This is a genomic window from Nocardia takedensis NBRC 100417, assembly GCF_000308695.1.
In the GTDB taxonomy this organism is placed as follows: domain Bacteria; phylum Actinomycetota; class Actinomycetes; order Mycobacteriales; family Mycobacteriaceae; genus Nocardia; species Nocardia takedensis.
The window spans coordinates 40535-53884 of the sequence record NZ_BAGG01000266.1; the positions used below are offsets into that span (position 1 = coordinate 40535).

Annotated in this window: 5 protein-coding genes (1 of these 5 running past the window's edge); 1 reads left to right on the plus strand and 4 read right to left on the minus strand. The window is 66.1% G+C overall.

Annotated features, from left to right (window positions below; all coding sequences use genetic code 11):
- The 3 genes from ON30_RS35010 to ON30_RS39950 all read right to left on the minus strand — a co-directional run.
- Positions 1 to 4593, minus strand: partial view of a helicase-like domain-containing protein gene (locus tag ON30_RS35010; RefSeq protein WP_157184070.1) — the start only. The gene continues 22764 nt to the left of window position 1, outside the view; 4593 of the gene's 27357 nt are visible here — the first part of the coding sequence; the start codon lies at positions 4591 to 4593; its stop codon lies off the left edge, out of view.
- An 80-nt stretch (positions 4594 to 4673) separates the two neighbouring features.
- Complete coding sequence (locus ON30_RS35025) at positions 4674 to 5306, minus strand: hypothetical protein (protein ID WP_157184071.1); 633 nt, start codon at positions 5304 to 5306, stop codon at positions 4674 to 4676.
- 421 nt (positions 5307 to 5727) lie between these two features.
- Complete coding sequence (locus ON30_RS39950) at positions 5728 to 6195, minus strand: hypothetical protein (protein ID WP_157184072.1); 468 nt, start codon at positions 6193 to 6195, stop codon at positions 5728 to 5730.
- A 114-nt stretch (positions 6196 to 6309) separates the two neighbouring features.
- Between ON30_RS39950 and ON30_RS39955 the strand changes: the two genes are divergently transcribed.
- Entirely contained in the window at positions 6310 to 6795 is a 486-nt protein-coding gene (locus ON30_RS39955) for a GNAT family N-acetyltransferase (protein ID WP_157184073.1), read from the plus strand.
- A 302-nt stretch (positions 6796 to 7097) separates the two neighbouring features.
- Here ON30_RS39955 and mobF read toward each other — a convergent pair whose 3' ends face one another.
- Positions 7098 to 13148, minus strand: coding sequence for a MobF family relaxase (gene mobF / locus ON30_RS35030; protein ID WP_051030448.1), 6051 nt, complete (start codon positions 13146 to 13148; stop codon positions 7098 to 7100).
- Positions 13149 to 13350 lie beyond the last annotated feature (202 nt).

Genomic DNA, 13350 nt, shown 5'->3' on the forward strand with positions numbered 1-13350 from the left:
TGTTCCGGATTCGGGCGAGCCCGCCGATTCTCCATTGTCGGCGAACCGGAGAGAGTGATCGAACAACGTCGAAGGCGGAGTCATCCGGCTGTGTGCCGCGGGCGCCGATGCGTGGGTGTCGGGTGAGTTGAGGTCGCCGAGCGGTGGGGTGCGGAGGTCGTCGAGGATTGCTGTGACGATTTCGGTGGCCAGGTACGCGCCGACGTCGATTCCTACCTGTTGGGCGCGTGCGTCCAGTGACGGATCGGCGGTGCTCAGTTCGGCCCGCAGTTCGTCGATCGCGTCGACGACTGCTTCGGTATGCGGTGTGATTCGTGAATGCCGGTTGACGACGCTTGGTGATTTCTCGGTCGCCGCGGCCGCGTGCAGACGGGGATCAGCGGCCAACAAGGGGCGGGCGTATGCAGCCAGGTCTGCTCGGATTGCGGTGACCTGGATGTGCAGAGCGCGGGCGTAGTCGGGTACGGGGTCGTCGCGGCCCGCTTCGTGAAGGGCCTCGACCATCGCGGCGTGATAGTCGGTGCCCCAATCCTCCAGGGGTGCGCTGGGATGTCGACGCAGTGAACCGTCCGCTCCGACCGTGATGGCCGTCGACGGTACGGTTCCGGGTCGTGGCGGAGGGTGGTAGCCGAGAACTGTCGACTGCCAACTGTCTTCGGTTACCGGCCCCGGGAGTATTGCTGGTGCGATGGTGATCCGGATATCACCGATGAGCCAGGCGCGGGTGGCGGGTTCGGTCGGGTCGACATCGAGGTCGGGAAATTGTTCGGGCAGTTGTGTGAGTAGCACAGCGGTGATGGTGTCGAGCGCGATCGCGTGGTCGTCGGTGAGCGGTAGCCCGGCGCGCGAGCCGATGATCGGGTCGTCTGCCAGCATCGCGGCGGCCCAGTCTCTCCAGCGTTGTCTCGCGTCGGGATCGGTGATCGCCGGTGTCCACCATCGGTCGCGGTGCCGCAGTGCGACCTCGGTGACCTGCTCGATGATCTGGGTGGTGCTGTACGCACTGTGGCGGGCGCGTTCATCACTGATCGCGGTGCTGTGGCTCGGGCTGCGAAGACTTGACTTCGCGAGCAGTTCCTCCACTACCTCTCGGACTGCGCCGACGCGCGCAAGGTGGTGGGGCGGAAGTGGTCGGCGAAGGATCGCGGCGTGCACGGCCGGGGCGTCGGCCAGTTCGTTGCGGATCGTCTCCCAGCTCACTGGGTCGGTGGCACGGCCAGGCAGGAGATCGGGGGCGAGGGTGTCCTCGGTTCCATCCGTGTGCGTCTGGTCATCGAGTTCGAGGACCTCGTGTCGCAGAATCTGGCCCAGCACGCGCAAATCGGCATGCTCGTCCAATCGGAGGCGAACAGCCTCGGGCACCGCACGGGCGAACGCGGCCAGTTCCCTTCCCGTCAGGCTCGCCGGTTCGGATGCGTTGTGCAAGTGCAGAACACCGGCGTCGGCGCTGACCCGCACCTGCGGTCCCCAACCGTGGAGTTGAGCTGCCTCGCGCGGAGGTGGAGGAAAGCGTTGATCGGCCAACAGTGCGGGCAGCGCGGCATCGGGATCGGCAAGGGCGGCGGCCAATACCGGCAGGGTTTGTCTATCGGTCAACGCGGAAAGCAGTCGCCGCTGGCCGTCGGTAAGGCGCACCGGCGGACCGTCGTCGGTCGCATCGGTGATCGGTCGGCCTGCCACCTGGGCCAGGAGGCGACGTGCCTGGGCCAAGGGCAGCGCTCCCGGGCGGACACTGAACGGTTGCCCACTTCCGCCGCCCAATCGACTGGCTCCCGAGGCGGTCGAGTTGTAGGTCAGCCCGCGTGCCGTGTCGTCGAAGACAAGGCGAATCGAGTGGCGCGCGCCGCGGAGGTCGCGGTGGCGCAGCACCGACACGGCGGCGTGAGTCGGATCAGGCAGTCGTACGTGGTGCCAGCCCATTGCTGTCGCGGCCCGCACGATCGGGTCGGCGATAGGTGCGGCGACGATGGTGCCGCTGTGATCTGCCGCGCTACCGTAGTGGTCACGGATGATCTGTTGAAGGCCGGCGACGTAATCGGCAGTCGGGTCCACCCGGTAGGCGTCCTCGAGCAGTCGCTGGGCTGTGACGGGGTCCTCTTCCAGCAGCGTGTCCACGGCTTCCGTGAGCAGGGTGTCCACTGCCGCGGTGCGGGCTGCGCGGCGCGCGTTCAGTTGAGCCGCCGTGGAGACGAGGACTTCGTCGCGGTGGGTAGCGATGTGAGCGGCGACAGCCTGCCACAGGTGGTGGCGCAGGCTCCGATCGAAGTTGCGTTCGACGTAGGTTTCGGCGGTGTAGCGGGCGGCGCCCTCTTCACCGATGCCGATTTTCGGACGATAGAGATCGTGGGTGTGCTCTTCGACAGCGTGATGGATGCGTGCGAGGTCGGCGTCACTGAAATCCTTGCCGATCCACACACGGTCGGTGATCGCGGCCGTCAGTTCACGGCGCACCAACAGGTTGGTCCGGACACTGTGAGCTACGCGCTGAGCCGATGTCTCGGCGTCGACGTCGCCGACGGCGACGAGCTGATCGCAGACCGATACGATCTCCGCCTCGATTGGACCTGCAACCCGCTTCTGGAACTGGTCGTAGGTCTCCAGCCCGCGCGCTCGCAGCCTTTCCGAGGCGCCGACTACGGTGGCGACGAGGTGATCGAGTGCTGGTTCAGTTGATTCGCCGGGCAGAGGAACCAGTGGTGTGTCGATCACTCGGGAAACGGACTGGAGGTCGACCTGAGGGGAATCGGTACCGTTCCTGTCGGTACGTTCGTGGCTGTCGCGGAACTCGGCGTGCTGGAACTGCCAGTCCTGGCCGGCATGGCGCCAGTGCAGGGTCAAGTCCTGAATGCCCTGGGCGGCGTGCCCCGACAGTGTCAACACATAGGTCACTGCGTGGTCGCCATCAGGGAGGAATCGCCCCGTGGCCAGCCAGTGATTGCGTCGGGCGGTCTCGACCAGTGTGCGCGCCTGCCGCAACTCGGGCGGGACCAGCGTGGGTGCCGGATGCGACACTCGGCTCCACACGCTCGCGTGGCGGAACGGTCCTGTCGGTTGCGCCGCAGATTGCTGATGCGGGACAACGGGTTCCGTCGATGGCGAGGTTTCGGCTGTGGCGGCGACTTTCTCGGAGAACGAAGCATCCTCGACGGGCGGATCGGCGGCAGTCGATCCGGCGGTCTCGGGAGGATCGGCCACAAGGGGTGCCGATATCTCGGGCGGACCTACCGAGGTCCTCGGAGGAGGATCGGGGGTGTGATTCGGCGGCGGAGGGGGGCCGAGGGGCGGTGGGGCGGCCTGTGTCCGCTGAGGCATCGCGGGATCGATGTCTCCGTGGAATTGGGACTCGGAAGGCTGCGGGGTTGCGTCAAACGTTGACTGGTGGGGTTCCGATTCGGCCGGCGTACTGCGGGGGTCGTCAACATCGGTTGAGGAGGCGGTGCTGGCGAAGTCCGTCCTCGGTTGGTCTTCCGGCAGTTGGTCTGTATGCGGTCTGGAATCCGCGGGGTCGGAGTGGGCGACCGGTGTGGGATCCGGCGGCGGCGTCGCGTGGTCCTCTTCGGAGTCGGTGGCGAACGGGGTGGTCCAGCCGAGGCGGGCGTGGGGAACCGTGATTTCGGCGATCTCGCGCACCAGCCCTGCCTCGGGCCGGTGTGCGCCAGTGCGGCGCTGGCGGCGCTCGGCGTCCCTGACCGCGACGGCGGTGAGGTCGGTATCGGGCAGACGTGCGAGCTTGTCGGTGACGAGGGTAGCGAATGACTCTGTCTGTGAGAGTGTTTCAGGATCACCTCCTAGACTCCGTGCGGCGGCTACTATCTCGAGATCCTGGGCCAGGGTCGTACGCAGCGTGCTCCACAGTGGATCGGTCAGTTTCGTACTGGCCTCGAACCAGCCGTCCAGGACAGCTTCGCGGATTCGGTCCGCAGTTTTCGCCGATCGCGTGCGTGTCAACGCTTCGGCGACATCAGGGTGTCGGTCGAGGTCGGGCGTCTGCAACATCCGCGCCGGCTCGAACAGTGACGCACCGAGATCCCTCCAGGAACGTAGGGAGTGCTGCTCGAATTCATCGATAGGCTCGGTGGCTGTGATGTCCTCCGAGGATCGCTCCGCGAATGGCATCGTCGAAGGGCTTGGTCTCGCGGATGGCGAAGTGGTGCTCTTCTGCGTCGAGATGGCGGACTCGGTGTCGGGAGTAGGCACGGTGGTGTGGCGCCAATGCGGGCCCAGGCTGGTGCCGGTCCGGGCGTAGCGGATTCCGGTGTCGATCCGTTCGAGGACCACCCGACCCAGACCGTGGCTGTTCGGGTCGGTGGAGACCTCCACGACCCGAACGACTTCGGGTTCCTGATACGACAGCGGAGTGTTGATCAGCACGTCGTCGACCACGAGGCCGGTGATCGAGCCGACCTCGCGACCGCTTGCGCTGAGCGCGTGCTCTTCGATAGGTGTCAGGCGTCGACAATCCGTCGGCATTGTCGCCCAACCGAACTCGTGGCGTGCGCCGGTAGCGATCTCCTCCACGACCAGCGGGGCATCGATCCCGCGGGGCGGGCGCACGACCCGGACCAGCAGCGCGTGGTGCTGCCTGGCGATCACCAGTAGGTCGCCGGGCCGGGTCTGGGTCAGCGGTGGACGCTGGGCCAACGCGCTGAACGACGACGGACCGGGTTGCGCTGCTAGGTCTGCTGGTGGCTGGCGGTCCGCAGTCGATGCTGGCGCTGTTGCTCGGCGGTGATCCCGTCGAGCAGTTCCTGATGAACTTGGAGCAGAAATGGATCCTCGATCGATTCGGGGATCGGTAGGTTCTCCATCCGACGCGCGGTCAGCAGGTGGGCCGCTGCCACCTTCGTGTGGATGTCGTGGCCGCGCCACAGCCGACGGGCCAGCCCGATCAGGTCCTCGTCGGGATCCTCCGACCACGGTGTCATCCAGCGCTGCATCGGCGACAACGCCTTCCACTGCGCGTCCAGGCGCGCCCCGATCATCCTCTCGCGCTCCTCCTGAGTCGGCTCCCCGTCCGGATCTCCTTCCGAGCCCAGGGACTCGAACCCGTCGTAGAGTTCGGCCAATGCGAGCTCGATAGCCGACAGTCGGGAGTTGTTGACCAACCCGATCCTCTCTTGTTCGGTTGGCTCCCGGAGATGTTCCGCGCTGAACTGCGCCAAGTTGTGCACGACCAGTTTCCCAGTTGTCTCCTCGATCTGCGCCTGGACTTCCAGGGCGCGCTGCTCGAGGTACTCCTCGCGTCGACTCGGGGACCACTGCCTCGGCGTCTCGCCCTGATAGCGGATCCGAACGTGCCTCCGCAACCGGGAGAGGATGTCCATGGCCGGGCTCGCTTCCACTGAGAGGGACGGTGGATTCGGTGTCGTCCGCCAACGGTGACCCCTTGGCATCGTGAGGCACAGCCTCGCTGGTGTGGGCATCACCGATCTCCTCTGAAACCGTCGTATACGAAGCAGGAACGGGATGACAGGTTCAGTGATCCGCCATCCTCGGAATGACAAATGATTGGCGCTGCGTCCGCGGGAGAGGCGATCGGGCGGCGCAACAACTTCAGAATCATCAACGCCTCATCCACCACCGACAACTCAGGTGATGGGGCTGCCTCGAAGGTAGCAGGCAGTAGCGAGCCGTGCCAGCGACCGTGCCTCAAAAGTCGATCCCGCTGGGATTCTCGGCCGCGCGCGAGATACGATCGCACCTCGCGGAGCCCGAACCTAGCGCCCGTCATGAGCCGGCGGTCGACAACTTGACCAATCGCACGCGCCCACCTGTGAGTAGCGCGTCGACAGTCTCGTCGATGAATTTGTCTCGGCCGCGACCCCCGCGATGACCTAGAACAAGGTCGATTCCGGACTCCAGGAGTACCTCTCGCGCTCGAACAGCTATAGCCGGGTAGTCCCTTGTCCGGTCGAGATCTGCGACGAGACGCAGTGTGGCCTCGCGAGGCACGTCTATGCCCGTGACTGCCACGACGAACGCTTCGTTCACCCCGGCATGAGACAGTGCGGCACCCGCCGCATTTGCGATCGCGACGGCCCTCAAATACTCCTTGACAACGTCACGGCTGAACGCGGGTGCCACTCGAAACGCGATCTGTCGCACTGAAGTTCCCATCCGCAGTTCGTGCCTCATCGCCCGCGTCAACCGTTCACGCTGGTCGAGAAATCGATCCAGCTCCGCCTGGAGGTCCATGGAGTCAGCCTAAACGCATGAACTGAATTCAGTCCACAATCTACTTTGCTCGACGGCCCGACGGCGTGCCTCGGCGAACGCTCTGAGAACAGCGTCGAGCCCAGGAACTGGGCCATGCGCGGCTATCCCGAGACATATGGAAGGCTCCCGGTTGTGCCTGGACCGATCGACGTCATGGAGCGAGACGATGCGTGGGTAGCTCCAGACGCGATTGAGGGCTTGCTACGTTCACTGGGGGAGTGCCACCGGCTGACGGACAGCGACTTCGCGGACCCGAAATGGATGGTCGAACCAGGTCGAGGCAACTCGTTGAGCCATCTCGTCGCCCTCGACGGGCAACTGCCGATCGGATTCCTGGCCGGGTATCCGCACGTCGGTCATATCGCGCTGATAGGGGCATTACGGACCAGCGAAGGGGTGGGCGCTGCCTTGATGGATGCTTTCGTGGCCCGATCGGTATCGGCGGGGGCATTGAATCTGTCCGTTGTTCTTGATACCGAGGTTGCTCACCGTTGGCGACGACGGACCTTCTTCGAGAGGATCGGATTCCGGTCGGTCGACGGAAGTGCATTGCACTTCCGTCGACCTCTGCCCTCGTAGTCGGTGTGCTGCCTGGAAGTACCGGAGCGACTGGTTCCGTGTCGGTGACGGTGTGGCCGTCGTCCTGCCACGCGCGATGCATTTTGCTCCTGTCGGGCGAGTCGTTGATCTGCCTCAGTGGATTTGTCCCGGGGTGGACCGGCTGACGGGCACGCGACGGTCCGGCTGTGCGCGCAGCCCGATCGGGATGGCATTGACCGCCCGGCGGTCTCGCGAGAGTACGTAGAAGTCCCGACCGTGACGTACGGTCTGACCGTCACGACTCGGAGGCGTCGCCTCTCCGACGGTGCGGCCGCGATTCGTTACAGGTTCGACCTGCGGTGACGAGTGGTGGCGTCGTGGGCGGGCGGTGATCGGCGATTGCGGCGACGCCCCGCGCGGGAGGCATTTGGTCGGGGTGAGCCTTGGGGTTGTGCGACCTGGGCGGTGGATTCTTCCGCGCGGAGACGTTCCTCCTCGGCGCGCGTGTCCTCGTCCAGCCCGGCACGGCGTTGTTGTTCGGTGATGGCCGCGGAGAGTGCGGTCGTGAGTTCGATCGCTCTTTGATCGGAGTCATGGCGGCGTTGCTCGTCGCGCAGCTCGCGTCGGGAGTCCTCGTCGATGGCTGCGGCGAGTTCGCGCGCAAGCGTGTCGGGCTGATTGGCGTGGGCGAGAATCTGGTCCCAGCGGTCTGCTGGAGCGCCGAGTGCGATGGCAGCCTCCCGGGTAAGGGCGGCATCGCTCTCGGCGGAGTGGTGTTGTGCGGTGAGGTCGGTGATGGCAGTTTGTGTCGCACGAACCTCGGTTTCGAGTTGACGGCCGGCGCGGCCCCGGAGGCGTTGGCTGTCGCGCTGGTCGACGAGGGCGGTCAGTTCAGCCCGGCCTTGAGTGAGTTGTTGGTACAGCGTATCGGCGGTTGCGCGTGTGGTTCGGGCGTGAGTGATCGCCTCGGCTTGAGCACGCAGGTGTGCGTGGGCGGCGTGGACTCGATCGGCAACGGCAGTAGGTGAGAGCGCGGCCGGCTGTGCCCGCAGCCGTCGGAGTTGTTCGCGCAGGTGGCCGATCTCTTGGGTCAGGCGCGCGGTAGTGAGCCTGTGGATCGGGCGAGGCTGTTCCGTGGTGTCGACGCGACGGCGGGGGTGATGTCTTCGTGCCGCTCTGTTCGGGCGGCGTGCAGAGTTGAGTTCGGGTGTCTGTGGTTGGGTGCTCTCTGATCGATCAGCTGGATGTTCGTCGAGAGCGAGTTCGGGGTCGCCGTCGTCAGGGAAACGCTCGGCCGTGATCTGCGCGCGGAGGAGTTCGCCTTCGAGGTGGTCGGCTTCGGCAAGGGCGCCGGTCAGAGTACCGAGGTCCAGCATGTCGGCGGTGGCGTGGGCAGCGTCGAGATGCTCGAGGGCGATCGGTGTACTGGCGTGCGCTGTGGCGAGATCTCGCCACGCCCGTCGAGTGTTCTCGAGGTGGCGGTGGGCGTCTGTGGCGCTGCTGCGGGCCATGTCGGCTTCCATACCCAGCAGGCTCGCGCGCAGATCGAGTGAGAGCGAGGCGATTTCCTCTCCGCCCTCCCGGGCGGTAGCTGCGGCTTGCCGGGCATCGCTGTATTCGTGTTCGGCTGCGCGGGCAACCTCCTCGGTGTGTCGGTGGTGCTGGTGGGCGTCGGAGGCCGCGACACGAGCGCGGTTCTGACTATCCGCGGCGGCGCGGAGGCCGCGAAGTGTCGGCGAGCTCGCGCGGCGATGGTGGCCGCGTCCGGCCAGGTGATCGGACCATACCTGTCGGGCGTGCTGTCGTGCTGCGTCGAGGTCGCCGCGCAGTCGGACAACGCGCTGCGGGGGAGGAAGCTCGCTGTAGGGGATGGGAGCGGTGTTGGGAGGGAGGGGGAAGTCCCAGTCGCTGAGCGGCTCGATATCTAGTGGGTTCGGTGGTGGCGCGGTGTGCAACACGGTCGGGGCGAGAGTGGGCGAGTCGGTGCCGGGCGCTGTGAGGTAGTCCTCGTGGGCATCGTTTACGTCGCTGTTTCCGGTGCCGGGTCTGGGTTGTCCGGCTAAGGGGGCATCAGTGGGGTCGGGTGGCAGTGTCTCGGGGTCGGTGGGGGCCTCGAGTGCGGTAAGGCCGGCGTGGTCTGGGTCTTCATGGATGGGGGCCTTGGTGAGGGTGGTGACGCGAGTTGTGAACGCGGCGAAGAACTCTGAGGATCGAGAGTCCGTCTCCGCAAGGTGTGGAGGCAATGATTCGAGCGCGAGTTCGAGTAGTTCGTCCGGCAGCCAGCGGGTTTCGGCGTTCTCGACAGCGGTGACCAGAAGTGTCCATCCGCGGTCAGCTCTGAGCTGTTCGGCTCGGCTGGGACCGAGGAGGCGGTCGAGGTAGGGAAGCGAGGCGAGCTGATTGGGGCTGGGGTCGTAGGGCTGGTCGATGGCGAGGATTGCGGTCAGTCGCCACCACAGCGCGGCCGCCGGGTGTTCGTCGGGCAGTGGGCGTTGCGCGGCAGCGGTGCGGACGAACGTGTCGACGTCGATTCCGGTGCGGGCCGTGGTGGCGAGGTGTTCAGCGAGCACGGGCCAGTACGGGTCCTCGGTGAGGCGGGATTCGATGTCGTCCGCGAGCGGTGCCCAGCGTCCGGCGGCCTGGCGTGGGCTGCCGAGCAGGGTGGTCACGCGGTTGGTGAGGCCGGCTCGGTAGCGGCGTTCGCGGATGGCGAAGCATGGTGGGCCGGTGATTCGGCGATCGGAATCATCGACAGCCGTCGCGGCCCGCCAGACCGCTACCTCCGACAACAGCGAGCTGTCCAGAGTGGCCAGTGGCCGTGCCCAGAGCGGCGCGGAGGCTGTGGTCCATCGCTGACTGTTCGTGCGGACCTGTTGGGCGAGAGCAGCGACGAGTTCGGCGCGTGCAGCGAGGTAGGGGCCGTATTGGTGATGGTCGCGCAGGGGAGCGGGTATACCGGTGAGCCAGGGCAGGGGCCCGCGGCCGAGGGAGTGGTCGCCGGTGCTGTCGAGTCGCCAGTCGAGTACGGCCGCGACATCGCGGGCGGTGCTGATTTCGCGGCTGTGGTAGGCCAGACGAAGCTCGCTGACCGCGTCGGCGCCGGTGATGGCGATCGCGGCCAGGTGGCCGCGCAGCGTGGGCCAAGCCGCCTGGTCGGTGAGGCCGGGGTGCAGCTTGTCGGCCTCGGTGTCGATGTGTGCCAGTTCGCGCGGGTCGAGCAAGGATTGGGCGGTGGCACCCACGGCGTGGACGTAGGCGTCGGTAGCTGGTGCGAGGCGCTGGAAGGGGTCTTGGAGTCGGTGGGCGGTGGTGGTGGCCGACTGTTGAGAGCCGTCGCGGCCCAGAATGCGGGTGATCATGTCCACTGCGGTGGCGGGGTTCATCGCTTCGTCGCTGACGAGGGTGTGTTCGTCGCCGGTCAGCGCAGTGGGTAGGTAGGCGTGATTCTCTCGTGCACCGCGCGTCAGCGCCATGTACAGGTCGTTGCGGGTCTCCTGGCCCGTCAGAACGGTGTGGCCGGTGTCGGCGGTGATGCCTTGGGAGGTCATGATCGTGGCGGCGTATCCCAGGATCACATCGGTCGTGACGTAGTCGGCCGGAAGCACGGTCGTCAGGCCGGTCTCCAGCCCGATGACCGACAGCGCGCCGTCGTCGTGCACGCGGTCGACACGCCATCGGGTGCCGTTGCGCACCCAGTCGGTGTCAGACACGGTGATTTGTCGGGCATTTCGTGTGGTGCGGATGATGTCGCCGGCGGAGGCGGACGTGTTGTCGCGCAGTGTGGTTTCGGGGCCGGAGGTTCCGTGGGCGGCGAGGCGATCGGCGCGGGCGCGGAGGTTGAGTTCGCGGGTGATGAGGTGGGTGGGGGCCATCATCACCGAATCGAGGCCGGCCTCGGCGTCGGCGGCCCAGGCGAGGTAGGCGTCATCGGCGTTCGCGGCGGGATCACCGACATGGACTCGGGAGTGATCGAGGTAGAAACCGATCGCGGCCGGATCGCCCTCGCGCAGGGCCAAGGAGGCAGCGGCTTCGTCGTGGCGGGGATTGCCGTGATCGTCGCGGAACCGGATGACGTGCTCGAGGGTCAGCGCGCCGTGTTCTTCGGCGATCGCGCGAACAATGCCACCGGCCGAGATCGCGGCGAGTTGTTTGTCGTCGCAGACCATTCGGACGCTGCCACCACGACTCAGGACGTAGTCGATGACCTGGTCGAGCTGGGCTGTCGAGGCCAGGGCCGCCTCATCGATGATGACCACGGTGCGGTCGTCGATTCCATGGATCCAGTCGGAAACGCGAGCCTTGATGCCGACGGCTGTGGCGAAGTGGGCTGTGCGGATGCCGTCGAGGAGTTTGTCGATGGTGTCGCAGGTGACTCCGATCTGGTCGCGTAACACCGCGGCCGCGGCGGCGGTCGGGGCGAGCCCGATCACGGTGCCACCGTCGGCGCACCAGGCGGAGGTGAAGACCGCCATGGCCGTTGTCTTACCTGTGCCCGCCGGTGCCAACGCCACCTGTGCCCGTGCCCCTGAGGTGGCGAAGCCGCGAACCAAGGCGACCTGCCCTGCGTTCAATGGTGCGTCGGGGTGATTAGCCCCGTACTCGAGCAGTGCGACACCGACGCCGACTTCACCGATGCGGTGCCCGTCACGACGTCCTGCGGCATCTAGGATCCGTTGCTCTGCTTCTAGAATCGGTGTGCTGGTGTAGGACTGGGACCCTGCCATGACGAACACCGATGTGCCGTCACGTCGGCGCAGCGCTGCGGGTTCATCGAAGTGATCCGGTAGCGGCAGCGCGAGGCTGCGACTCGGGTCCAGCGCTGCGGTGATGACCTCCTGCACGGTGGCATCCGTAAGTTCGGCCGGTAGATCCGCCGCGCAGACTTGTCGTTGTGCTTCGGCACCGATGTGGTTGATGTGCCAGGTCGCGCGGGACTGGGACACGCGCTCGACCACGCTGTCGGCGATGACGTTGATTCGTGCCCGTAACTCGCCTGGACGCAAGCTGGCATTGTCGGGGTGCTGTTGGTGCAGTGCGGTGCGAATCATGTCCGCTACCGCTTGTTCGGAACCCAGATGGGTTACGGCCTCGATGTACCAGGCTGCGCGTTGCTCGGCCTGCGAGCGTGGTTCGTGCTTGTTGGGGCGGGTGTCGGTGGCCGCGCGTTGAGCGAGGTCGTAAGCCTCGCGTGGGGACGGCTCGCGACCGTAGGTCTGCTGGAATTCGCGCACGAGATCGGCGCGACGCGCCTGGACAGCCGCGTCGCGCGAGGACCACAACTCGCACAGCGATCGTGAGATCCCCGCGACCGCGCGGGTGCCACGTTTGTTCGGATCAGTGTGGGGGACTTCGACGAACCGTAGGCCGAGGCGTTGGCGCAACAGCGTTTCGATGCGGGTGTTGTAGACCTCGCTGGCCCAGACCGCGAACTTGTACAGCGCCCGTCCGTCCAGGGCGAGCCAGCGGCCGTCGAGTGTCTGGACCTTGTTCGATATCGCGATGTGGGAGTGCAGGTACGGATCGCCGGTGCGAGAGTCGCGGTGGGTGAACAAGGTCGCCAACAGGCCGGTGACTTCGACCTGGGCGACGCCGTTTGCGCCGGTGCGGGTGAAGGTCGCGTTCTTCTCGAGGAAGTCGACGGTGTAGGCGGCTGCGTCGAGGTGCGCCTGCTCCACGATGGCGGAGGTGGGTTTGTCGGCCAGGGCCCACAGTGCGGAGATGGACTTGTGCTTGGGGTACAGCGTCCAGTCGTAGCCGGCGCAGGCTTGGGTCGTCTGGCGTGAGTTCCGGGCGATCCAGGACGCCAGTTCGCGTGAGCCCAGCGGCGGGCGGTTGTACTCCGCGGTGAACATTGCGCGCGCGAGGTTGGTGCGGATCCCTGCACGAACGTCACCGGGGACGGCGGTGTTCCATTTCAGTCCGCGCGCCACGTTGTAGTCGCTGTACGCCGCCGCCACGGCCTGCCGAAACTCCGATGCCTGAGAGTAGATCTTGAATGGTGTGCCCAGTCGGCTGTGCTTGAGTGCTTCCTCAGCGGCGCGTTCGGCGGCGCGGGCAGCGGCGGTGCGTACCGGTATTCCGCGTGCGAGATTGCGCTGAAAGTGGATCGGTGTGAGTTCGGCGATCTTGGCGGCTTCGATAGTGTCGGCGTCGGGGTGGCGGCCCAGACCGAAGAGGGCTTTCATCTGTGCTTCGGTTACTACGTCGCCGACCGCGACGGTGTCGAGTCCGGTGAGCCCTGAGCCGATCCAGCGGCCGGGGGCTTCGCCTTTCATCGAGTAGTAGTCCGAGAGGGTGGCGGTTCCGCGCTCGCTGGAGTCCATGGCGGCTACTTGCTTGGTGAGGTAGGTGTAGCCGTCACCCGCGCTCAGTTTGTGCAGGTTGCCTCCCACCTCTTCGACGGTACGCCGGAAGTTAAGCGCCAGAATGCAAGAGATTTGAAGTAGGTGGTTTTTGAGCGATGGAGGGGCAATGAGTGATGCAGCGTGTCCTGTTCGGGTGTAGGTTTCGGTGTTCGGGGTTAGTTTTCGTGGGTGGGTTCGGTGTTCAGATGTAGAATTCGTGACTGCGATGATGACCTGCATGGAGGTGGGT

Bases quoted from the DNA above. Each gene is read 5' to 3' on its own strand.
- ON30_RS39950 (WP_157184072.1), bottom strand. From the start codon at position 6,195: ATGGACCTCCAGGCGGAGCTGGATCGATTTCTCGACCAGCGTGAACGG.
- ON30_RS39955 (WP_157184073.1), top strand. From the start codon at position 6,310: ATGCGCGGCTATCCCGAGACATATGGAAGGCTCCCGGTTGTGCCTGGA.